We start from the raw sequence: 21475 nt of genomic DNA on the forward strand, positions 1-21475 counted from the left end.
GTTACGATTGCCGGTCCAGCCAGCCGCGCACCCGTCGCACCAGTTGTTCCTGTTCGGCCTTGCGATCGCCCGACAGTGGTTGCAGTCCCACCTGCTGGTAAGCCGGGTGTTGGATGCGGCGACTCGCATTCAGCCGCTCGTGGGCAGCCGACGAGGTTCCGGTGTTGCCCTTGTAATAGAAGTCGCCGGTGGCCAGCTTGAGTGCCGGAACCAATTCTGCGAGCGCCTCGTCCTGCCCCTCTGGCTGATGCGGCTGGATTAGCAGTAAATGAGCCACATCGTCTGGCTTCATCTGCTGCAAATAGCGCGCAGCCCAATAGCCACCTGTGCCTTGACCGAGAAAGACGATTTTCCTCGGCTGCTTGGTGCGGGCGAAGGCCAGGGCAGCATTGAGGCGCTCGGCTATCTGGTCGGCATGGCTGAGCTCGGTTTCTTCTGGCTCGGGTAAATCCTGTGCCACGGCTTCATCAAGTGGTTGTTCATTCGGCGTGGCTGCGGTCTCTTCCGGCAGATAGCCCGCTTCGTTGGGTGCGTTTTCTTTGTCGGTTACGTCCGCCTGTTCGGGTTGTTCGGGCTTTTCTTTCGATGGTTCAACCGGGGAGTTTGAGTTGCCTACGGGTGTGGCCTGCGGCGCGTCCGGCAGGCTGAGACTCAGGGTATGCCAGCCGTGATCGGGCAGACCTTTGCGCAGCGGGCCGATACCGCGTGGCCAATCCGCACTCTCGCCGTCCCCCGGCAGCAAAATCACCATTCCTTTGGGCGCGCCCACATTCGCTGGCCGCCAGAGCGCAATGAATTCGTTCTCACCCGCCTGCAACCTGACAATTTCGCTGGCTGGCAGCTGTCGCTTCAGGTCGGCCGCCATGGCTTCGCTGCGCGATGGCAGCTCGGGGCGTTCGGTTGGTGCTGTGGGCGGCGCGGTTATCGGCGTCACAGGTTCTTCGACGGCATTGCTATCTGATGCCATCACGATCGCGGAAACGAAAACCAGCAACCGCAGTGATTCGAGAAAACGAGGCATCGGGGCTCCCTGGATATCGGCATATAAACTGTAATGGCTGCGCTGTCGCATATTCAAAATGCTTCGGCATCTTCTGCTGGCTGCGTGGGGCTTATGTTGGCATCTAACCGCTTGGTTGCTGTCTGTTAGTTTGGTTTATTTCCATAACTGGGACGCCTTGGCCTTACCAAGAATGCCGGCCAGCTTGCCGTGCGCCGGCACGGTTCGATGGGGCCGAAATTCAGCGTGCAAAATAATGCACAGCGTTCTACTGTTATCCGAACGCCCGGATGGTGCGGCAGTCGATCATCGTATGCTGTCGTGCTTGCTCCCTGACGTCCATTCCGACCCGAGCCGACGATGAGCGGCTACTGAGGAGTTTATGAGCAAGACCAACGAATCCCTGATGCAACGCCGTGTCGCCGCCGTTCCCCGTGGCGTCGGTCAGATCCATCCGATCTTTGCCGACCATGCAAAGAACAGCAGCGTGGTCGACGTCGAAGGCCGCGAGTTCATCGATTTCGCCGGCGGTATCGCTGTGCTGAATACTGGCCACCTGCACCCGAAGATCATCAAAGCGGTCGAGGCGCAGTTGCATAAACTGACCCACACCTGCTTTCAGGTGCTGGCCTACGAGCCCTATGTTGAGTTGTGCGAGAAGATCAACGCGCGAGTGACGGGCGATTTCGCCAAGAAGACATTGTTGGTCACTACCGGCTCCGAAGCGGTCGAGAATGCGGTGAAGATCGCCCGTGCCGCCACCGGCCGCGCCGGCGTGATCGCCTTCACCGGTGCCTATCACGGGCGCACCATGATGACGCTCGGCCTGACCGGCAAGGTCGCGCCTTACTCGACGGGCATGGGCCTGATGCCGGGCGGTATCTTCCGCGCGCTTTATCCGTGTTCGATCCATGGTGTCGGCGTCGACGAGTCGATTGAAAGTATCGAGCGCATCTTCAAGAATGACGCCGAGCCGCGCGACATCGCGGCGATCATCATCGAGCCGGTGCAGGGCGAAGGCGGTTTCAACGTCGCGCCGAAGGAATTCATGGTCCGCCTGCGCGCGCTCTGCGACCAGCACGGCATCCTGCTGATCGCCGACGAAGTGCAAACCGGCGCGGGCCGTACCGGTACCTTTTTCGCCATGGAGCAGATGGGCGTGGTTGCCGATCTCACCACCTTCGCCAAATCCATCGGTGGTGGCTTCCCGATTGCCGGAGTATGCGGCAAGGCCGAACTGATGGACGCCATCGCTCCGGGCGGTCTGGGCGGTACTTATGCTGGTAATCCGCTGTCCTGCGCGGCAGCCCTGGCGGTGCTTGAAATCTTTGAGGAAGAAAGGCTGCTAGATCGCTGTAGGTCCGTGGCGGCTAAGCTCACAGCTGGCCTCGAAACTATCCAGGCGCGGCACAAGGAAATTGGCGAAGTGCGCGGGCTGGGCGCGATGATTGCCATCGAACTGTTCGAGGCGGGCGATCATGCGCGCCCGGCTGCGGCCTTGACCTCGCAGATTGTTGTGCGGGCGCGTGAAAAGGGGCTGATCCTGTTGTCCTGCGGTACCTATTCAAACGTGCTGCGCGTGCTGGTGCCGTTAACTGCTGAAGACGAGCTGCTCGACCGCGGCTTGGCGATCATCGGCGAATGCTTCGATGAGCTGACCTAAGCCGCAACGCCAGCCCTCGGGTACAATGCGCGGCATTCCGCCGTGCTACCCGAGGTCGTCATGCAGCCGTTCGCCATCGCCCCCTCCATCCTTTCCGCCAATTTCGCCCGCCTGGGAGAGGAGGTGGACAACGTGCTCGCCGCCGGTGCGGACATCGTCCATTTCGATGTAATGGACAACCACTACGTGCCCAACCTGACCATCGGCCCGATGGTCTGCTCGGCGCTGCGCAAGCACGGCGTCACCGCACCCATCGACGTGCACTTGATGGTCCGCCCGGTGGACCGCATGATCGGCGACTTCCTCGAGGCTGGCGCCAGCTACATCACCTTCCACCCGGAAGCCTCCGAGCACATCGACCGCTCGCTGCAGCTGATCAAGGACGGCGGCGCCAAGGCTGGGTTGGTATTCAACCCCGCGACGCCACTGGACGTGCTCAAGTACGTCCTGGACAAGGTCGACATGATCCTGCTGATGAGCGTCAACCCTGGCTTCGGCGGGCAGAAGTTCATCCCCGGCACGCTGGACAAGTTGCGTGAAGCGCGGGCGCTGATCGATGCCAGCGGCCGTGAGATTCGTCTGGAGATCGATGGCGGCGTCAATCCAAAGAACATTCGCGAAATCGCCGCAGCGGGCGCCGATACCTTCGTGGCTGGCTCGGCGATTTTCAATCAGCCGGACTACAAGGCGGTGATCGACCAGATGCGCGCCGAACTGGCGCTGGCCCGCCCATGACCCGTCTGGAGCAGCTCTTCGACGGCACGCTGCCGCGCCTGGTGATGTTCGACCTGGACGGCACCCTGATGGACTCGGTGCCGGATCTCGCCGCCGCGGTGGACAAGATGCTGATGCTGCTGGGTCGCGAGCCGGCTGGCATTGCACGCGTACGCGATTGGGTCGGTAATGGTTCGCGCATACTGGTGCGCCGCGCGCTGGCCGGTCAGCTGCAGCATGACGGTGTTGCCGATGAGCTGGCTGACGAGGCGCTGGTATTGTTTATGCAGGCTTACGCCGGTGGGCATGAGCTGACCACTGTTTATCCTGGCGTCCGTGAATGCCTGGACTGGCTGCGCGAGCGCGGTGTAAAGCTGGCGATCATTACCAACAAGCCGGCGCAATTCATCGAACCGCTGTTAGAAGAGAAAGGTCTCGCTGGCTATTTTCAATGGCTGATCGGCGGCGACACGCTGCCGCAGCAGAAACCCGACCCGGCGGCGCTGTTGTGGATCATGGACAGGGCAGAAGTGACGGCCGAGCGATCGCTGTTCGTGGGCGACTCTCGCAACGATGTCAGGGCTGCCAGGGCCGCGCAGGTTGCGTGCGTCGCGCTCAGCTATGGCTACAACCACGGCGAACCCATCGCCAACGAAGAGCCCGCTCTGGTACTCGATGACCTGCGTGAGCTGGTTGCTTCGGCTTCGGGGCTGCGCTAGTGTGGGCTCTGTTCCGCAGATCCCGAAAATCCCGCAGACGAGATCAGATCGTGGTGGTCACCCGCAAACAATGGATGAATGTCATCAAGGCCCTGGCCCGTTGGCGCTGGCGCGCCTGACATTTCCTGCCGGCTCGACCGGTGCGTTTGCTGTACCTGACCCAAGTAGCTCCCTCCGACCACGAGGCTGACATGACCCGCGAAGAATTCCTGCGTTTGGCCGCCGAAGGCCACAACCGCATCCCTCTGTCGTTCGAAACGCTCGCTGACTTCGATACACCGCTGACGCTGTATCTCAAGCTCGCCGACGCGCCCAACTCCTACCTGCTCGAATCCGTGCAGGGCGGGGAGAAGTGGGGGCGTTACTCGATCATCGGTCTGCCGTGTCGCACCGTTTTGCGCGTGCATGACCATCACATCAGCGTGACCACTGACGGCATCGAAACCGAAAACTGCGAAGTAGAGGACCCGCTGGCCTTTGTCGAATCCTTCCAGCAGCGCTATCGCGTCGCGCCCGTCGAGGGCTTGCCGCGCTTCAACGGCGGCCTGGTGGGTTACTTCGGTTACGACAGCGTGCGCTATGTCGAGCGCAAGTTGGCCAAGGGACCGAATCCCGACCCGCTCGGGACGCCAGACATTCTGTTGATGGTTTCCGATGCGGTGGTGGTATTCGACAACCTGGCCGGCAAGCTGCATTGCATCGTGCTGGTCGATCCGGCGCAGCCAGACGCCTACGAGGCGGGGCAGGCGAAGCTGCAAGCGCTACGCGAAAAGCTTCGTCAGTCGATCACACCGCGTCTGGGCCTGGATTTCGAAAAGAGCGACGGCGCCGAACCGACGTTCCGTTCCAGCTTCACCCATGAGGACTACGAGCAGGCCGTCAACCGCATCAAGGACTACATCCTTGCCGGCGATTGCATGCAGGTGGTGATTTCCCAGCGCATGTCGATCCCGTTCAAGGCCGCGCCCATCGATCTCTATCGTGCGCTGCGCTGCTTCAATCCGACGCCTTATATGTATTTCTTCAACTTCGGCGACTTCCACGTGGTGGGTTCGTCGCCAGAAGTGCTGGTGCGCGTCGAAGAAGGGCTGGTCACGGTTCGGCCGATCGCCGGCACTCGCCCGCGCGGCGCTAACGAAGAGGCCGATCTAGCGTTGGAAAAGGATCTGCTCAGCGACGCCAAGGAGCTGGCCGAACACCTGATGCTGATCGACCTGGGCCGCAACGACGTGGGCCGCGTGGCCGAAAATGGCTCAGTGCGGCTGACCGAGAAAATGGTTATCGAACGCTATTCCAATGTCATGCACATCGTGTCCAACGTCACCGGCCAGCTCAAGGCACCGCTGACGGCAATGGATGCACTGCGCGCGATCCTGCCGGCTGGCACCTTGTCCGGTGCGCCGAAAATCCGTGCGATGGAAATCATCGACGAGCTGGAGCCGGTCAAGCGCGGCGTCTACGGCGGTGCAGTCGGCTATCTTGCTTGGAACGGCAACATGGACACCGCCATTGCGATCCGTACCGCGGTGATCAAGGACGGCGAACTGCATGTACAGGCCGGCGCCGGCATCGTCGCCGATTCGCAGCCGGCGCTGGAGTGGGAAGAAACGCTCAACAAGCGCCGCGCCATGTTCCGCGCGGTGGCCTTGGCCGAACGCGACCAGCAGGAGAACTGATCATGCTGTTGATGCTCGATAACTACGATTCCTTTACTTATAACGTTGTGCAGTACCTCGGCGAGCTCGGCGCCGAGGTCAAAGTGGTGCGCAACGATGAATTGAGCGTGGCGGAAATCGAAGCCCTGAGCCCCGAGCGCATAGTCGTCTCGCCCGGCCCCTGCACACCGAACGAAGCGGGCGTTTCGCTGGAATTGATTCGCCATTTCGCCGGTAAGTTGCCGATTCTTGGCGTGTGTCTCGGCCATCAGAGCATCGGTCAGGCATTTGGCGGTGACGTCGTGCGCGCACGGCAGGTGATGCATGGCAAGACCAGTCCGGTTATGCATGAAAATGGCGGGGTGTTCGCCGGGCTGAACAACCCGCTCACGGTTACTCGCTATCACTCGCTGGTGGTCAAGCGCGAGACCTTGCCGGATTGCCTTGAGGTCACGGCCTGGACGCGGCAAGACGACGGCAGCGTCGACGAAATCATGGGGCTGCGGCACAAGACGTTGAATATCGAAGGCGTGCAGTTCCATCCTGAATCCATCCTGACCGAGCAGGGCCACGAACTGTTCGCCAATTTTTTGAAGCAGACCGGAGGCGTGCGCTGATGGATATCAAGGACGCCCTGAATCGGATCGTCGGCCAGCTGGATCTGAGTACCGAGGAAATGAAAGCCGTCATGCGGCAGATAATGACCGGCCAGTGTACCGACGCTCAGATTGGCGCTTTCCTCATGGGCATGCGCATGAAGAGCGAAACCATCGACGAGATCGTCGGGGCCGTGCAGGTAATGCGCGAGCTGGCCGCGCCGGTGCACTTCGACACCCATCGTCTGGTGGATACCTGTGGCACCGGTGGCGACGGGATGAATATCTTCAACGTCTCTACCGCCGCGGCGTTCGTTGTTGCGGCGGCTGGTGGAAAGGTCGCCAAGCATGGCAACCGGGCGGTGTCAGGTAAGAGCGGCAGTGCCGACCTGCTCGAAGCCGCGGGGGTCTACCTTGATCTCACACCCGAGCAAGTGGCGCGCAGTGTGGATGCCGTAGGCGTTGGCTTCATGTTCGCACCGGCGCATCACGGGGCGATGAAATTTGCCGCCGGACCGCGCCGCGAGTTGGGGCTGCGCACCCTGTTCAATATCCTCGGGCCGATGTCCAATCCCGCGGGCGTCCAGCATCAAGTGCTTGGTGTCTTCAGTAAAGAGCTCTGCCGGCCAATGGCGGAAGTACTGTCGCGTCTCGGCAGCCAGCATGTGCTGGTCGTGCACGCGCAGGATGGGCTGGACGAGATAAGCCTGGCGGCACCGACCTATATTGCAGAGCTGAACAACGGCGAAATCACCGAGTACCGCGTTCAGCCTGAGGACTTCGGCATCAAAAGCCAAAGCCTGATCGGGCTGAACGTCGATGATGCTCAGGGCTCGCTGGCACTGATTCGTGATGCGCTGGGGCGACGCAAGACCGAGAACGGGCAGAAGGCGGCGGACATGATCGTGCTCAACGCGGGTGCTGCGCTCTACGCCGCCGATGTTGCCAGCAGCCTGAAACAGGGCGTCGAAATGGCACACGATGCGTTGCACACCGGCCTCGCGAGAGACAAGCTCGAGGAATTGGTTTCATTTACCGTTGTGTTCAAGCAGGAGAGTTCACAATGAGCGTGCCGACGGTTCTGGAAAAAATCATTACGCGCAAACACGAGGAGGTGGCCGAGCGTCGTAGTCGTGTCAGTCTGGCCGAACTGGAACGGCTGGCAGTCGCGGCAGATCCGGTCCGCGGTTTCGCCCGCAGTCTGCAAGAGCAGGTTCGCAACAAACAGCCGGCTGTGATTGCCGAGATCAAGAAAGCCTCGCCGAGCAAGGGTGTGCTGCGCGAAGACTTCGTGCCTGCGGACATTGCCAAAAGCTACGAGGCCGGCGGCGCGACCTGTCTTTCGGTACTGACTGACATCGATTTTTTCCAGGGCGCCGATGAGTATCTGCGGCAGGCGCGTGCTGCCTGCAAGCTGCCGGTGATCCGCAAGGATTTCATGGTCGATCCCTATCAGGTGATCGAGGCTCGAGCGCTGGGTGCCGACTGCATTCTGCTGATCGTCGCTGCGCTGGAGAATGCGCAGATGGTCGAGCTGGCCGATGTGGCAAAAGCTCAGGGGCTCGACGTATTGGTGGAAGTGCATGACGGGGCCGAGCTGGAGCGCGCGTTGCGCCTCGAAACGCCTTTGGTCGGAGTCAACAACCGTAATCTGCACACGTTCGAACTCAGTTTGGAAACCACGCTCGATTTGCTGCCGCGCATTCCTCGTGACCGCGTCGTGGTCACCGAGAGCGGCATTCTGCATCGCGCAGATGTCGAGTTGATGGAGATAAACGAGGTATATGCGTTTCTGGTTGGCGAAGCCTTCATGCGGGCAGAAGAGCCCGGCGTAGAACTGCAACGCTTGTTCTTCCCGAGCCGAGCCCGCCAGCGGGTGGGTGGCGATCCGGATTGATCTGAGCGGAGAATTGGAAAGCCGGCCTGTGGTAGCCGGCTTTTTCAATGGTGCTGGTTAAGCGTTCAGCGAGTACCGAATACCACCATGGTCTTGCCTTTCACGTGCACCAAGCCTTGGGATTCCAAGCTCTTGAGTACACGTCCGACCATCTCCCGTGAACAACCGACGATGCGGCCAATTTCCTGGCGAGTGATCTTGATCTGCATGCCATCCGGATGGGTCATGGCATCGGGTTGTTTGCACAAATCGAGCAGCGTGCGGGCCACGCGGCCGGTCACGTCGAGGAACGCTAGATCACCGACCTTGCGCGTCGTGTTGCGTAAACGTTCGGCCATCTGACTGCCGAGCGCGTAAAGGATATCGGGATCCTGCTGCGTCAGTTCGCGGAACTTGGCGTAGCTCAATTCGGCGACTTCGCATTCGGTCTTTGCGCGGACCCAGGCGCTACGTTCCTTTTCGGTGCCTTCCTTTTCGAACAGGCCCATCTCTCCGAAGAAGTCTCCGGAGTTGAGATAAGCGATGATCATCTCCCGCCCATCATCGTCCTCGATCAGAATGGTGACCGAGCCTTTAACAATGAAGAAGAGAGTTTCACAACGATCGCCTGCATAAATGATGGTGCTCTTGGCGGTATAGCGCCGGCGATGGCAATGCGCGAGTAGTTTGTCGATGTTTTTGATCTTGGGCGTAAGTGTAATAGCGACCATGCTGTAGTCCCGGAAGATGTGTCCAATAGAGGCAGGTTCTTATTATTTATGACTGAGTTCTGTTATCAGGCCAAGGGAGCTTAACAGACCGGTCCGCATCGACAACAAAACTGCGACACGAATATCAACTTCGGAGCATTCGTTTCGTCGGATTGCTGCCTCCAGCTGCCGTCGATGGTCATGCTAAGCTTCGCTCCTTTTGTACCGGAGTCTATCGATGAAAGCGCGCATTCAGTGGGCCGGAGAAGCGATGTTTCTCGGCGAATCGGGCAGCGGTCATGTCGTGGTCATGGACGGTCCGCCAGAAAACGGTGGGCGTAATCTCGGTGTTCGTCCGATGGAGATGCTGTTGCTCGGGCTTGGTGGCTGCAGCAACTTCGATGTGGTGAGCATCTTGAGGAAGTCGCGTCAGCCGGTCGAGAGCTGCGAGGCATTCCTGGAGGCTGAGCGCGCCAATGAGGATCCGAAGGTGTTCACCAAGATTCATCTGCACTTCGTCGTCAAGGGGCGAGGCCTGAAGGAGGCCCAGGTCAAGCGTGCGGTCGAACTATCCGCCGAGAAATACTGCTCCGCGTCGATCATGCTCGGGCGTGCCGGCGTTGAAATTACACATGACTATGAGATTGTCGAGCTAGGGTGACCGCTGGAACACAAGCAATCACACCGCCTCCCTCGGTGTGCGCCGAGAACGTTGCAGGCTTCGACTCATCAGATTGACGTTTGCGGGCACTGGCACCCGCCGCCTTCAATCTGCATAATGCGCGCCCCGTTTTTCAACGGGGCCGTTTCGTTAAAACAGCAGCCACAGTCGCTAATGCGAAGAGGTGTATACCGTCCTACGCAGATATCCGTATCTGACGGGCATGCTCAATCACGCGGTGAGCCGCATAAAAGAGAGTTTCCAATGGTGAAAAGCAAACTCAAGCTCCACGGGTTCAACAACCTGACGAAGACCTTGAGCTTCAATATTTACGACATCTGCTATGCCGAAACGCAGGAAGACCAGCAGGCGTACGTACAGTACATCGATGAAGAATACGACGCCGAGCGGCTGACGCAGATTCTGACCGATGTTGTCGACATCATTGGCGCGAACATTCTCAACATTGCGCGGCAGGATTACGAGCCGCAGGGCGCCAGCGTGACCATTCTCATTTCCGAGCAGCCGGTCACCCCGACTGACAGTCAGATCGAGGAATCACCCGGTCCGCTGCCCGAAACTATTCTGGCGCATCTGGATAAGAGCCATATCACGGTTCACACCTACCCCGAAATTCATCCGGTCGAGGGCATTGCGACCTTTCGTGTGGATATCGATGTTTCGACCTGCGGTGTTATTTCTCCGCTCAAGGCGCTCAATTATCTGATCCATCAATTCGAGTCGGATATCGTGACGGTCGATTATCGCGTTCGTGGCTTTACTCGTGATGTGGAAGGCAAGAAGCACTTCATCGACCACGAAATCAATTCGATTCAGAACTACCTTTCCGAAGACACCCGCTCGGCCTATCAGATGACCGACGTTAATGTTTATCAGGAGAATCTGTTCCACACCAAGATGTTGTTGAAGAATTTCGAGCTGGAGAACTATCTGTTCGGCGACGCGACCAATAATCTGTCCGCCGAACAGCGACAGCAGGTTGAGGATCGCCTGCGTCACGAGATGCTGGAGATCTTCTACGCGCGCAACATGCCGGGCTAGTAGCCGCACAAATGAGAAGGGCGCCTGTATCGGCGCCCTTCTCATTTATTGGCTAATCAAATTCGGTACGTGGTTTTCGTCATCACTTTGGCCATCAGGCTCATGCCGAACTTGACTGGTGCTGGGAAGCGCAAGCCGCCCGCATCGAGAGCGGCGGTCGAATGCTGCGCCTCGTCCGTACGCATCTGCTCCAGAATGGCTCGGGATTTCTCGTCGCTTGCCGGGATCTGTTCCAGATGTTCGTCGAGATGCTTGCAGACCTGATCCTCGGTTGCAGCAACGAAGCCCAGACTGATCCGGTCGCTGATCAGCCCGGCAGAAGCACCGATGCCGAACGACAATCCATAGAAAAGCGGGTTAAGAACGCTGGTGTGGCTGCCCAACTGATGGATGCGTTGCTCGCACCAAGCCAAGTGGTCGACTTCCTCATCGGCTGCATGCTCCATCGCCTGGCGCACTCTCGGTAATCGCGCTGTCAATGCCTGCCCTTGATACAGGGCCTGAGCGCAAACCTCACCCGTATGATTGATCCGCATCAGTCCGGCAACGTGACGTGCTTCGCTGTCGCTCAGCTCGGTCTCGTTCTTCAATGCCGCTGGCGTTGGTCGATTGGGCTGGCCGCTGAACGGCAGCAGTGTTCTTAACGCGGCATCGGCTTGCAACAGCAGGCGGTCGGCGGGTGAATATTCGCGTTGGTTAGGCATGTCGTCTCCAGGTGGCTCGGAGCAGTCGTTGGCAGTGGCGCTTTCTCGGGTAACGTTCGATCAGCCCGGCGGCCAGTGCATCTGACGCTGGCCAAGCACATGCATGTGTATGTGATAGACCGTCTGGCCACCGAGGTCGTTGCAGTTCATAACGACGCGGAAGCCTTCTTGGCAGCCCTGTTCTTCAGCTAGACGCTGTGCCGTAAAGAGGATGTGGCCGGCGAGTGCCTTGTCATCCTTTTCGCTCAGATCGTGGAGGGTGGCTATGTGTTTCTTCGGTATCACTAGAAAATGCACGGGCGCCTGGGGTGCGATGTCATTGAAGGCGATGACCTGATCGTCTTCATAAAGCTTGTGCGCGGGGATATCCCCAGCCACGATCTTGCAGAACAGACAATCCATGGCGCTTCTCCGAATGGGACGATTTGACAGTGTAACAGGCCGTTTTGAACCTGGTCAGCCTACACAGGAAGGTAGCAAATGAAGAACGATATCCGTGATTTGGCACTGGTGCTCGAGTCACGTCTGCGACTCGTGGTTATCGAGTCGTGGGACGAGCGGCGTGTCCTTGAAACGCTTACCGGATTGGCCATCAGCCGGGGTGTCGCGCTCCAGGTCTGGTCAGTGACCGAGGGGCTAAGACGCTTCGCATTCGGCGGAGAAGCGCTGGATAGCGGCGAGAGCTGCGCGGCTGAGGTCGCGCTGAAGCACGTCAAATACGACCCGTTGGCGAATCTCTACGTCTTCTGCGACCTGCATCCGTTTCTCGACGAGCCGCGACTGGTGCGGTTGTTGAAGGAGATTGCCATGGCCGAAGGGGCTTCGGCCCCGACGCTGGTGCTGGTCTCCCATGCGTTCAAGCTGCCGGCGGAGGTCCAGCGTTACGCGGCTCGGTTCTCCCTGACCTTGCCGTCCGAGGAGGAACTGCTGAGTATCGTGCGCGACGAGGCGACGCGTTGGAGTGAGCGTAACCGTGGCGCGCGGGTGCGTACTGACAATCGCACCTTGCAGCAGGTGGTGAAGAACTTGCGTGGCCTCAGTCACGCCGAGGCCCGAAGCCTGGCGCATAGCCTGATTTGCGATGACGGTGCGATTACTCAGGATGACTTGCCAGAACTCAATCGCAGGAAGTTCGAACTGCTGGATATGGAAGGCGTGCTTGGTTTCGAGTACGAGACGGCGCGGTTCGCCGATGTCGGCGGGTTGCAGAACTTCAAGCGTTGGCTAGGTGAGCGTCAGGGCGCCTTTCTTGCTGGAAGCAAGAGCGACATGCCGCGCGGCGTAATGCTCGTCGGTGTTCAGGGCGGCGGTAAAAGTATGGCTGCCAAGGCGGTGGCGGGGCTCTGGGGCTTGCCGTTGTTGCGGTTGGACTTTGCCTGCCTGTACAACAAATTCTTCGGCGAAACGGAGCGCAACCTACGTGAAGCCCTGAAGTTGGCCGAGCAGATGGCGCCCTGCGTATTGTGGATGGACGAACTGGAAAAGGGGCTCGCCACTGGCGAGATGGACGGCGGCGTCAGTCAGCGAGTGCTGGGCACCTTGCTCACCTGGATGGCTGAGCGTGATGCGCCGGTGTTCATGGTGGCGACAGCGAACGCGGTCGATCGTTTGCCGCCGGAATTGTTACGGAAAGGACGTTTTGACGAGCTGTTCTTCGTCGACCTGCCTGATCAGTCGACCCGCGCCGAGATATTCCGCATTCATCTGGCACGGCGCGAACTGGATGCCGATAGCTTCGATCTGGCGGCGCTGGCAAATGCCTGCGATGGGTTTTCCGGGGCGGAAATCGAACAGGTCGTGGTGTCAGCAGTTTACGCCGGACAGGCGCAATCGCGTGATCCGGATCATCAGATGTTGCTGGATTGCGTCCGGGCGACCTCGCCACTTTCGGTAGTGATGGCCGAAGCCCTTGATGATCTGCGCGGCTGGGCTTCGGAGCGTACGGTGCTGGCGTGACGGGTGTCTGAACTCACAGAGCCGCCCGGTCCGCGTATTGCTGGTAGCCCGGAATCGCAATCGCGACGAGAATGCCAACAAACGGCATGAGCAGCCAGAGCGCAGCGAGAACCTTCACCGCCCGGCTATTGGGTGGCGGCGGCGGGCCGAAGCGATTCCCCTCATCTTTGCCCGGTACCAGCAGCAACGCTAGAGGAAAGATGGCGCCGACTACCGGTACCAGGTTGAGCAGCATGAACCAGCCGGACCAGCCCATATCGTGCAAGCGCTGTACGCTGATTTGTGCGCTGACGAGCAGAACGCCAAGGACGAACAGTCCGCTGAGTATCGAGCCGAGCACTGCGGAGATGGCGAAACCCAGACTGGCGATGAGCAGTAATCCAAGCGCGGTGGCCATCAGCGTCATCGACCAGGCAAGGTAGCGTAAGCGACCGATCCTTCCTTGTATCGTGAACGCCTTTAGTTCGCCATATTCCGGTGTTGGCTCTCCAACCTGAGCGCGCGGTGGAGCGTATGGTTGGGCTGCAGCATCGAGGAAGCCTCCCTTAAATGCTTGGGCATTCTGCGCCTGCCTCGCCAGGTACTTCTCGATAACGATGCCGCACCGTTCGCATTGATTGGTCGCCGTTTGGTCATGTCCGCATTTTGGACAGTTCATTTGGGCTGCAACGGCGTGCGTATCGGCAGATCGTTCTGGTCCCTTATCAACCAGAGCCAGGGCAACAACCTTTTCTGGCTCCTTGCGCGCCTTCGCTCCCGCATGATGTAACGCTTGTAAGTATCTGTCGGCCTCGGGGCCGCTTAGATCTCGCTTGATATTTACCGGGCCGTGGCCGAATAACCGCTCGATGCTGCTGGTGTCGCTTTTGAACAGCCGGATCAGATTACTTTTTACCGCATCGGCTGCCATTCCTGGCATGAGCTCGCCGTCAAAGACGATTTTGTACTGGTCGGAAGTCATGCAACATCCCTGTTACCTTGTTGGTTTTGCTCAAGCCTAACGGTCTGGCTGTATCGCCAACAAGTTGCAGCGGAGCAGCTGCTACCAGGCTTTATGCGGAATGCGAGATGCGTCACGATCACCCTAGCCATCGCTGGGAAAGCTGAACCGTTTGACTGTGGGCCGTGCGGTACTCCTGATCCAGGCGCGCAATGAGCTCTTCGGCACTCGGCAGGTCGTGTATCTCTCCGACGCCCTGGCCTGCAGACCAGACGGTCTTCCATGCCTTGGCCTCATCGCTGACTGGTTTGAGCTTTTCCGTGTAGTTCATTTGGCCTTTGCCTTGTAGGCGTGCCTCGTCGTAGCCCGCCTGCTGCAAGCTTTGACGCAGGAAGCTCGCCGGTACGCCCGACACTGCCGCGGTGTGAACGATGTCGGCGGCCTGAGCCTGCAGGAGCATCTGCTTGTATTCCTCTGAGGCCTGGCTTTCGCGGGTAGCAATGAAGCGTGTTCCCATGTAGGCGAGGTCAGCGCCCAGTAGTTGCGCCGCCAGTATTTCGTGGCCGTGATTGAGGCAGCCTGACAGCAGGAGGGTTTTGTCGAAGAACTGACGAATCTCCGCAATCAAGGCAAAGGGACTCCAGGTGCCGGCGTGACCGCCTGCGCCTGCCGCAACGGCAATCAGGCCGTCGACCCCTGTTTCGGCTGCTTTCTCCGCATGTCGGCGCGTGGTTACGTCATGAAAGACCAGACCGCCGTAGCTGTGCACCGCATCTACGACTTCCTTCACAGCACCGAGACTAGTGATAACGATCGGCACGCGTTGTTCCACGCATATGGCAAGGTCCGCCTGCAGGCGGGGATTGCTGTGGTGGACAATCAGATTCACTGCGAACGGGGCTGCGTTAGGTGTTGCGGATAAGTGCGCGCTTATTTCCATGAGCCAGTTCCGGAATCCGCTGCTCTCCCGTTGATTCAACGCTGGGAAGCTACCCACGACGCCACTGCGACAGCACGCCGCGACGAGTATTGGATTGGATACTAGGAACATTGGCGCGGCTACCAGTGGCAGGCGCAAGCGTTCTTGTAGGAGGGCTGGTAGCGACATGGCAGTTCCTTAAGTAGATTTTCAGAACGGTTTGATCACCACCAGGATAACGATAGCCAGAAGCAGCAGCACCGGGAGTTCATTGAACCACCTGTAAAAGATATGGCTGCGGGTGTTCTCGTTACGTGCAAAACGCTTCAGCTGCGCACCGCACATATGGTGATAGCCGATCAGCAGCACCACTAGCGCGAGCTTGGCGTGGAGCCAACCTCCAGTGCTGAACAACACAGGATTCAGGATGATCATGCTTACTCCGAAGATAAGCGTGGCGACCATCGAGGGCATCATGATTCCGCGATAGAGCTTGCGCTCCATCACTTGAAATCGATCAAGGCTTGCCTGGTCTTCGCTCATCGAGTGATAAACGAATAATCTCGGCAAATAGAACAGCCCGGCGAACCAGCAAACGATCGCAACGATGTGCAGAGCTTTCAGCCATAGATAAAGCATTCAGCGGATTCCTTGGTTCAGAGTTGGGTTGATAGTAGTGGCTTGAAGCTCCGTGCGTCACCTCAGTGGTTGGCCCTGGGCGCAGGCACCTTTATCATCGGTGTTCTTTATCGTTCCACTGCAAGAGGCAGCTCATGGTCAAGGTCGGAATCGTTGGCGGCACAGGCTACACCGGGGTCGAGCTGCTGCGGCTGCTGGCACAGCATCCCCAGGCCGAAGTGGCCGTGATCACCTCTCGCTCCGAAAATGGCGTCAAGGTGACGGATATGTATCCGAACCTGCGCGGTCACTATGATGGGCTGGCTTTCAGCATGCCGGACACCGCTACGCTCGGCGCCTGCGATGTGGTTTTTTTCGCGACCCCACACGGCGTCGCTCACGCGCTTGCAGCAGAGCTGCTGGACGCGGGCACCAAGGTCATTGACCTTTCTGCAGATTTCCGTCTGCAAGATTCGAACGAGTGGGCCAAATGGTACGGTCAGCCACATGGCGCTCCCGGTTTGCTGCCAGAAGCCGTTTATGGCCTGCCGGAGGTCAATCGTGAGCAGATCAAGGGTGCACGCTTGATAGCCGTTCCTGGTTGTTATCCGACCGCCACCCAGCTCGGCTACTTACCATTACTGGAAAACGGCTTGGCTGACGCGTCGCGCCTGATCGCCGATTGCAAGTCGGGTGTCAGTGGTGCTGGTCGTGCGGCGAAGATCGGCTCGCTATTCACCGAGGCTGGCGAGAGCATGATGGCCTATGCGGTCAAAGGTCATCGCCATCTGCCTGAAATTACACAGGGTCTGCGTCGTGCGGCTGGGGGAGAGGTGGGGTTGACCTTTGTTCCGCATCTAACCCCGATGATCCGCGGCATTCATGCCACGCTCTATGCAACGGTGGCGGACACTGCCGTCGATCTGCAGGCGCTTTATGAGCGGCGTTATGCCGACGAGCCATTCGTCGACGTGATGCCTGCAGGGAGCCATCCAGAAACCCGCAGTGTGCGTGGTGCCAATATGTGCCGCATCGCTGTACATCGTCCACAAGGCGGCGATCTTGTAGTGGTGCTTTCGGTTATAGACAACCTGGTCAAAGGAGCGTCCGGCCAGGCGTTGCAGAACATGAATATCGTTTTCGGCCTCGATGAACGGCTCGGTTTAAGTAACGCGGCGTTACTGCCTTGATCGAACGGTGCTCGGCTCTTGATCGGGAGCGGACATACTTGCCTCGTTGCAATCGGTCGCTGATGAATAGTTGACCAATTTCGTAGGAGAAGTCGATAATGCTACGTCAATGCAGTAATGGGCGCTCCTGCGCCAGGAGAACCAAATGAGTGTCGAATCCTTCACGCCCACAGCCATCCAGTTCAGTCAGGGTGCCGCGAGCAAGGTGAAGAATCTGGTCGATGAGGAGGGTAACCCGCGACTCAAGTTGCGTGTCTTTGTCACGGGCGGTGGTTGCTCTGGTTTCCAGTACGGCTTCACCTTCGATGAGGACTTGGCTGAAGATGACACCATTATTGAGCGTGAGGGTGTGAGTCTTGTAGTCGACCCGATGAGCTACCAGTATCTGGCTGGCGCTGAAGTCGACTATCAGGAAGGTCTGGAAGGTTCTCGGTTCGTAATCAAGAATCCGAATGCCACGACCACCTGCGGCTGCGGACAGTCCTTTTCCATTTAATGCTCGCGATTCATTAAGGACACCGTGCCTAGCCTAGCACGGTGTTTTTGTTCGTGACCGGAAAGCCCGACCGTCAGGCTGGATAGATCGCACCTAGAACGCGTAGTCCGCGCGCGCCAGTGACGTTCGGGCGGTTGGCGGCGATTCCTTCGATGCAGCAATGTGCGAGCCAGGCGAAGGCCATAGCTTCGATCCAGTCGGGCGCTACGCCAAAATTTGAGGTGCTGGTTACCTCGCACCACGGAAGCAGGGCATCCAATCTTCGCATTAATGCAATGTTATGCGCGCCGCCACCGCAAACCAGCACGTCCTGCGTTTCCGGTTGGTTGACGAGCAGCGAGTCACAGATGCTCCGTGCAGTCAGCTCCAGCAGCGTAGCTTGGACATCTTCGGCGGCTACGTTGGGGAAGGAGGAGAGATGAGCATCCAGCCAAGGCAGATTGAATAGCTCTCGTCCGGTACTTTTCGGTCCGTGAACAGCAAAAAATTTGTCGCTTAGCAGCGCGTCAAGAAGCTGGGTATTCACGCGACCGCTGGATGCCCAATCGCCGTTTCGGTCGTACGAGAGGCCTTGGTGGCGTTGAATCCATCCATCCAGCAGTACGTTGCCCGGGCCGCAGTCGAAGCCACGGGTGGCTTTGCCAGGATCGAGTAGGCTGAGATTACTGAAACCGCCGATGTTCAGCACCGCTCTGACGCGCTTCGCATCGCCGAACACCGCCTCATGGAACGCCGGTACCAATGGGGCGCCCTGTCCGCCAGCTGCCACGTCGCGACGACGGAAGTCAGCGACGACGCTTATGTTAGTGAGCTCGGCTAATAGCGCTGGATGGCCGATCTGGATAGTAAAGCCGAGTTGCGGTTCGTGTCGTACCGTCTGACCATGACTGCCTATCGCCCGAACAGCTGTAGCGTCGGTTTGAAGTTTCCCGAGCAGCTTGTGTATCCCGGCACTTGCCAGTTGAGCCCAGGTCTGTTCGGCGAGCGCCGCCTGGGCCAGTTCGTCATGACCGGGGGAGCAAAGATCGAGCAGGCTCTGCTTTAGTTGTGGCGGCATCGGTTCGTAATGCGTGCCGAGTAGCGTCGTCTGGTCATTTTGCTCTATCAGTGCGAAATCCAAGCCGTCTAGGCTGGTGCCCGACATAACCCCGACGTAGAGCGGCACTGCTATTGCTTCTGCATCGCCAGCATGGTGGCGCGCTCTTCATCCATGCGCGCCATCAGCGGTTGGCTCAGCTGTAGGAAGCGTTGCTTTTCGTTCTTCGCAATCGGATCAGCCATGGGAAGCTTCAATCCGAGAGGGTCAACATGCACCCCGTCAACTTGGAACTCATAGTGCAGATGGGGGCCGGTCGAAAGGCCGGTCGTACCGATGTAGCCAATAATCTGCCCCTGCTTGACCGTTGAGCCGCTACGCACACCTTTGGCGAAACCCCGCATATGTGCATAAAGGGTGCGGTAGCGGTTGCCGTGCTGAATCACCACAGTATTTCCGTATCCGCCTTTGCGTCCTGCAAGCAATACCTTTCCGTCGCCCGCGCTCTTGATAGGTGTGCCGCGTGGAGCTGCGTAGTCCACTCCCTTGTGCGCGCGAATTTTATTCAGAATTGGGTGTTTTCGACCGTTGGAGAAGCGGGAACTGATGCGGGCGAAATCAACTGGTGTGCGAATAAACGCTTTGCGCATACTGTTGCCGTCGGCCGTGTAGTAGCTGCTATTACCTTGCTTATTTGTATAGCGAACGGCGGTGTAGCTCTTGCCTCGATTGGTAAAGCGGGCGGCGAGGATATTTCCTGTTCCTACCCGTTCGCCAGCAATGCTCTTTTCCTCATAGATGACCTCGAAAGAGTCCCCTTTGCGGATGTCCATGGCGAAATCGATGTCGTAACCGAATACGTTGGCCAGATCCATTGTCAGATTATGGCTGAGCCCTGCGCGCTTTGCCGCGAGGAACAAGCTACTGTCAATGCGTCCCTGTGCGTAGGCTGTGGTCACCTCTGGCATGAGATGCTCTTTCTTGAAGGTGTAGCCACTTTCGATTTTTTCCAGCTGAAGAGTTTCAAGCTTGTTTATCGGGCTGCGCAGCCGAACCAAGCCTCCTTGCTCGTCCATTTCGAACTCGAGACGCTGGCCAATCTTGAGACGGACCAACTGTTTTGCCTCTCTACTACTCGCCAGAACATCATGAACGGTGGACTGCGGTAGGCCGACCTTGGCAAATACAGTCGATAGGGTATCTCCATTGGCGACGACCACCTCTTTAAATAGAGGATCTACTTCGACTGTTTCACCTAGTGGTGGAGCTTCGCTGAGATCGAGATCGTGCTGCTCTGTGTTTGGAATTTGAACGAACGGAGTATTTGGCCTGGCATTTTCAAGCGGCTCGGCGTTCATGGACGCGAGCTCTGCGGAGGTATCGAGTCGAAGGTCGAGAAATGTTTTCTTCGCTTCGACTTCTCGCGATGGGAACACCAGAAGTGCCAGGCTCAGAAGCGCAGCTACCCCGCTTGCAGCCAGGAGATGGCTTTTCGGGTAATACGGTGCTTTCGATTTTGAATAGGTCATTAGATGTCTGGCGATTTTTTGTACAGAGAAAATATCTGCCTAAAATATAACCAAAGCGCTGTTGAGGCAACCCTTGGATAGGCAGCGGTGCCTACCAGAGCACATCTGCTGAGATTGTATTTTTCAGGTGATCTTGTAATGTTGACGCCCTAATTTTCGGTGTGGGGCCTCCAATGAAGTCGGTTCAAGAGCAGTTATCGGTGATCAAGCGGGGCGCTGATGAGGTGCTCGTCGAGGCGGAGCTGGTTAACAAGCTCAATCGTGACCTTCCACTTCGAATCAAGGCCGGTTTCGACCCAACGGCCCCGGACCTTCATCTCGGACACACTGTGCTTATTAATAAGCTGCGTCAGTTCCAGGATCTGGGGCACCAGGTGGTCTTCCTTATAGGAGACTTCACCGGGATGATCGGTGACCCGAGCGGCAAGAGCGCAACACGCCCTCCTTTGACGCGCGAGCAGGTCTTGGAAAACGCAGAAACCTATAAGAACCAGGTGTTCAAGATCCTTGATCCGGCCAAGACTGAGGTCGCCTTCAACTCGTCCTGGATGGATCAGCTGACCCCGTCAGATTTTATTCGCCTCGCCTCGCAGTACACCGTAGCGCGTATGCTGGAGCGAGATGATTTCAATAAACGCTACTCGACCAATCAGCCTATAGCGATTCACGAATTTCTTTATCCGCTAGTTCAGGGTTATGACTCCGTTGCGCTGCGGGCGGACGTGGAGCTCGGCGGTACGGATCAGAAATTCAACCTCCTGATGGGGCGTGAACTGCAGCGTTCTTATGGGCAAGAGTCCCAATGCATTGTCACTATGCCTCTTCTGGAGGGGTTGGACGGTGTGAAGAAGATGTCCAAGTCGCTTGGCAACTACGTTGGGATTCAGGAAGCTCCGGGCATCATGTACAGCAAGCTGGTATCCATCCCGGATGCACTGATGTGGCGCTACTTCGAGCTGTTGAGTTTTCGCGATATGGCTGAAATCGAAGAGTTTCAGGCGGACGTGGGGCGTGGCGCGAATCCACGCGACATTAAGATCAAGCTCGCCGAAGAAGTCGTTGCTCGCTTCCATGGCGACGAAGCCGCGGCGACAGCTCATCGCTCTGCAGGTAATAGAATGAAGGAGGGCGAACTACCCGAGGATATTCCGGAGATTGAGTTGCGCTCCCATGAAGACATGCCCATCGCCTCGGTGCTAAACCGGGCGGGTCTGGTTAAAAATGCGGCGGTGGCGCGCGATCTGCTCGCCTCGGGTGGTGTTCGTGTGGATGGCGAGGTTGTTGATCGCGCTTTTATCTTCAAGCTTGGTGGCGCCCATGTCTGTCAGGCAGGGAAGAAGGCTTTCGGGCGTGTTTCGCTTAAAGCGGAGTAAAAGTGCAAAACAACCGTTGACGTGATGTTCTGAGTGCCTATAATGCGCACCTTCTCCG

General features: G+C 58.2%; 22 protein-coding genes. 13 read left to right on the plus strand and 9 right to left on the minus strand.

What is annotated here, in order from left to right:
• Position 1: 1 nt before the first annotated feature.
• Positions 2-1021, minus strand: coding sequence for an alpha/beta hydrolase family protein (locus AC2LD7_RS01145; RefSeq protein WP_484596017.1), 1020 nt, complete (start codon positions 1019-1021; stop codon positions 2-4).
• Positions 1022-1382: 361 nt separating this feature from the next.
• Here AC2LD7_RS01145 and gabT point away from each other — a divergent pair, with 361 nt between their 5' ends.
• The 7 genes from gabT (at position 1383) to trpC (ending at position 8244) form a co-directional block, all read left to right on the plus strand.
• On the plus strand, positions 1383-2663 hold the full coding sequence (gabT, locus tag AC2LD7_RS01150; RefSeq protein ID WP_484596018.1) for a 4-aminobutyrate--2-oxoglutarate transaminase: 1281 nt from the start codon (positions 1383-1385) through the stop codon (positions 2661-2663).
• 60 nt (positions 2664-2723) lie between these two features.
• Positions 2724-3398, plus strand: coding sequence for a ribulose-phosphate 3-epimerase (gene rpe / locus AC2LD7_RS01155; protein ID WP_484596019.1), 675 nt, complete (start codon positions 2724-2726; stop codon positions 3396-3398).
• Positions 3395-4096, plus strand: a complete 702-nt coding sequence (locus tag AC2LD7_RS01160; RefSeq protein ID WP_484596020.1) for a phosphoglycolate phosphatase — start codon at positions 3395-3397, stop codon at positions 4094-4096. Before rpe ends, AC2LD7_RS01160 begins: the two co-directional genes overlap by 4 nt.
• 191 nt (positions 4097-4287) lie before the next feature.
• Complete coding sequence (gene trpE, locus AC2LD7_RS01165) at positions 4288-5772, plus strand: anthranilate synthase component I (protein WP_484596021.1); 1485 nt, start codon at positions 4288-4290, stop codon at positions 5770-5772.
• 2 nt (positions 5773-5774) lie between these two features.
• Positions 5775-6368 (plus strand): aminodeoxychorismate/anthranilate synthase component II, encoded by a 594-nt coding sequence (locus AC2LD7_RS01170; protein ID WP_484596022.1) that lies wholly within the window; start codon positions 5775-5777, stop codon positions 6366-6368.
• Positions 6368-7414, plus strand: a complete 1047-nt coding sequence (trpD, locus tag AC2LD7_RS01175) for an anthranilate phosphoribosyltransferase (protein ID WP_484596023.1) — start codon at positions 6368-6370, stop codon at positions 7412-7414. Before AC2LD7_RS01170 ends, trpD begins: the two co-directional genes overlap by 1 nt.
• Positions 7411-8244 carry an indole-3-glycerol phosphate synthase TrpC gene (gene trpC, locus AC2LD7_RS01180; protein WP_484596024.1) on the plus strand — a complete coding sequence of 278 codons (834 nt, stop codon included), beginning with the start codon at positions 7411-7413 and terminating at the stop codon, positions 8242-8244. Before trpD ends, trpC begins: the two co-directional genes overlap by 4 nt.
• 65 nt (positions 8245-8309) lie before the next feature.
• On the opposite strand, the gene crp is transcribed toward trpC, so the two are convergent.
• The gene (gene crp, locus AC2LD7_RS01185; RefSeq protein ID WP_255980181.1) at positions 8310-8954 is read right to left on the minus strand and encodes a cAMP-activated global transcriptional regulator CRP; all 645 of its coding nucleotides are present in this window, start codon (positions 8952-8954) and stop codon (positions 8310-8312) included.
• 217 nt (positions 8955-9171) lie between these two features.
• On the opposite strand from crp, the gene AC2LD7_RS01190 reads away from it, so the two are divergent.
• Positions 9172-9594: an OsmC family protein gene (locus AC2LD7_RS01190; protein ID WP_484596025.1), complete on the plus strand. Its 423-nt coding sequence runs from the start codon at positions 9172-9174 to the stop codon at positions 9592-9594.
• Between the two features lie 267 nt (positions 9595-9861).
• The gene (gene speD / locus AC2LD7_RS01195) at positions 9862-10656 is read left to right on the plus strand and encodes an adenosylmethionine decarboxylase (protein ID WP_484596044.1); all 795 of its coding nucleotides are present in this window, start codon (positions 9862-9864) and stop codon (positions 10654-10656) included.
• A gap of 56 nt (positions 10657-10712) precedes the next feature.
• Here speD and coq7 read toward each other — a convergent pair whose 3' ends face one another.
• Both coq7 and AC2LD7_RS01205 read right to left on the minus strand, forming a co-directional pair.
• Complete coding sequence (coq7, locus tag AC2LD7_RS01200; protein WP_484596026.1) at positions 10713-11360, minus strand: 2-polyprenyl-3-methyl-6-methoxy-1,4-benzoquinone monooxygenase; 648 nt, start codon at positions 11358-11360, stop codon at positions 10713-10715.
• Between the two features lie 60 nt (positions 11361-11420).
• A complete protein-coding gene (locus AC2LD7_RS01205; protein ID WP_484596027.1) occupies positions 11421-11762 on the minus strand; it encodes a histidine triad nucleotide-binding protein in 342 nt (113 codons plus the stop codon).
• 78 nt (positions 11763-11840) lie between these two features.
• On the opposite strand from AC2LD7_RS01205, the gene AC2LD7_RS01210 reads away from it, so the two are divergent.
• The gene (locus AC2LD7_RS01210) at positions 11841-13316 is read left to right on the plus strand and encodes an AAA family ATPase (protein ID WP_484596028.1); all 1476 of its coding nucleotides are present in this window, start codon (positions 11841-11843) and stop codon (positions 13314-13316) included.
• A gap of 13 nt (positions 13317-13329) precedes the next feature.
• Here the strand turns inward: AC2LD7_RS01210 and AC2LD7_RS01215 are convergent, their stop codons facing one another.
• The 3 genes from AC2LD7_RS01215 to hemJ form a co-directional block, all read right to left on the minus strand.
• Positions 13330-14277 carry a DUF805 domain-containing protein gene (locus AC2LD7_RS01215; protein ID WP_484596029.1) on the minus strand — a complete coding sequence of 316 codons (948 nt, stop codon included), beginning with the start codon at positions 14275-14277 and terminating at the stop codon, positions 13330-13332.
• A 118-nt stretch (positions 14278-14395) separates the two neighbouring features.
• A complete protein-coding gene (locus tag AC2LD7_RS01220; protein ID WP_484596030.1) occupies positions 14396-15364 on the minus strand; it encodes an NAD(P)H-dependent flavin oxidoreductase in 969 nt (322 codons plus the stop codon).
• Between the two features lie 21 nt (positions 15365-15385).
• The gene (gene hemJ, locus AC2LD7_RS01225; RefSeq protein WP_484596031.1) at positions 15386-15814 is read right to left on the minus strand and encodes a protoporphyrinogen oxidase HemJ; all 429 of its coding nucleotides are present in this window, start codon (positions 15812-15814) and stop codon (positions 15386-15388) included.
• 134 nt (positions 15815-15948) lie between these two features.
• Between hemJ and argC the strand changes: the two genes are divergently transcribed.
• Positions 15949-16983, plus strand: a complete 1035-nt coding sequence (gene argC, locus AC2LD7_RS01230) for an N-acetyl-gamma-glutamyl-phosphate reductase (protein WP_484596032.1) — start codon at positions 15949-15951, stop codon at positions 16981-16983.
• Between the two features lie 145 nt (positions 16984-17128).
• On the plus strand, positions 17129-17479 hold the full coding sequence (gene erpA, locus AC2LD7_RS01235) for an iron-sulfur cluster insertion protein ErpA (protein ID WP_484596033.1): 351 nt from the start codon (positions 17129-17131) through the stop codon (positions 17477-17479).
• Positions 17480-17552: 73 nt separating this feature from the next.
• Here erpA and AC2LD7_RS01240 read toward each other — a convergent pair whose 3' ends face one another.
• Together AC2LD7_RS01240 and AC2LD7_RS01245 are read right to left on the minus strand one after the other, a co-directional pair.
• Complete coding sequence (locus tag AC2LD7_RS01240) at positions 17553-18644, minus strand: anhydro-N-acetylmuramic acid kinase (RefSeq protein ID WP_484596034.1); 1092 nt, start codon at positions 18642-18644, stop codon at positions 17553-17555.
• A 2-nt stretch (positions 18645-18646) separates the two neighbouring features.
• Positions 18647-20044: a peptidoglycan DD-metalloendopeptidase family protein gene (locus AC2LD7_RS01245; RefSeq protein WP_484596035.1), complete on the minus strand. Its 1398-nt coding sequence runs from the start codon at positions 20042-20044 to the stop codon at positions 18647-18649.
• A gap of 173 nt (positions 20045-20217) precedes the next feature.
• Here AC2LD7_RS01245 and tyrS point away from each other — a divergent pair, with 173 nt between their 5' ends.
• The gene (tyrS, locus tag AC2LD7_RS01250; RefSeq protein WP_484596036.1) at positions 20218-21417 is read left to right on the plus strand and encodes a tyrosine--tRNA ligase; all 1200 of its coding nucleotides are present in this window, start codon (positions 20218-20220) and stop codon (positions 21415-21417) included.
• Positions 21418-21475 lie beyond the last annotated feature (58 nt).

It is taken from the genome of Stutzerimonas sp. (assembly GCF_982611455.1).

Coding starts and splice junctions, on each gene's coding strand:
- AC2LD7_RS01145 (WP_484596017.1), bottom strand. CDS start 1,021: ATGCCTCGTTTTCTCGAATCACTGCGGTTGCTGGTTTTCGTTTCCGCG.
- gabT (WP_484596018.1), top strand. CDS start 1,383: ATGAGCAAGACCAACGAATCCCTGATGCAACGCCGTGTCGCCGCCGTT.
- rpe (WP_484596019.1), top strand. CDS start 2,724: ATGCAGCCGTTCGCCATCGCCCCCTCCATCCTTTCCGCCAATTTCGCC.
- AC2LD7_RS01160 (WP_484596020.1), top strand. CDS start 3,395: ATGACCCGTCTGGAGCAGCTCTTCGACGGCACGCTGCCGCGCCTGGTG.
- trpE (WP_484596021.1), top strand. CDS start 4,288: ATGACCCGCGAAGAATTCCTGCGTTTGGCCGCCGAAGGCCACAACCGC.
- AC2LD7_RS01170 (WP_484596022.1), top strand. CDS start 5,775: ATGCTGTTGATGCTCGATAACTACGATTCCTTTACTTATAACGTTGTG.
- trpD (WP_484596023.1), top strand. CDS start 6,368: ATGGATATCAAGGACGCCCTGAATCGGATCGTCGGCCAGCTGGATCTG.
- trpC (WP_484596024.1), top strand. CDS start 7,411: ATGAGCGTGCCGACGGTTCTGGAAAAAATCATTACGCGCAAACACGAG.
- crp (WP_255980181.1), bottom strand. CDS start 8,954: ATGGTCGCTATTACACTTACGCCCAAGATCAAAAACATCGACAAACTA.
- AC2LD7_RS01190 (WP_484596025.1), top strand. CDS start 9,172: ATGAAAGCGCGCATTCAGTGGGCCGGAGAAGCGATGTTTCTCGGCGAA.
- coq7 (WP_484596026.1), bottom strand. CDS start 11,360: ATGCCTAACCAACGCGAATATTCACCCGCCGACCGCCTGCTGTTGCAA.
- AC2LD7_RS01205 (WP_484596027.1), bottom strand. CDS start 11,762: ATGGATTGTCTGTTCTGCAAGATCGTGGCTGGGGATATCCCCGCGCAC.
- AC2LD7_RS01210 (WP_484596028.1), top strand. CDS start 11,841: ATGAAGAACGATATCCGTGATTTGGCACTGGTGCTCGAGTCACGTCTG.
- AC2LD7_RS01215 (WP_484596029.1), bottom strand. CDS start 14,277: ATGACTTCCGACCAGTACAAAATCGTCTTTGACGGCGAGCTCATGCCA.
- AC2LD7_RS01220 (WP_484596030.1), bottom strand. CDS start 15,364: ATGTCGCTACCAGCCCTCCTACAAGAACGCTTGCGCCTGCCACTGGTA.
- hemJ (WP_484596031.1), bottom strand. CDS start 15,814: ATGCTTTATCTATGGCTGAAAGCTCTGCACATCGTTGCGATCGTTTGC.
- argC (WP_484596032.1), top strand. CDS start 15,949: ATGGTCAAGGTCGGAATCGTTGGCGGCACAGGCTACACCGGGGTCGAG.
- erpA (WP_484596033.1), top strand. CDS start 17,129: ATGAGTGTCGAATCCTTCACGCCCACAGCCATCCAGTTCAGTCAGGGT.
- AC2LD7_RS01245 (WP_484596035.1), bottom strand. CDS start 20,044: ATGACCTATTCAAAATCGAAAGCACCGTATTACCCGAAAAGCCATCTC.
- tyrS (WP_484596036.1), top strand. CDS start 20,218: ATGAAGTCGGTTCAAGAGCAGTTATCGGTGATCAAGCGGGGCGCTGAT.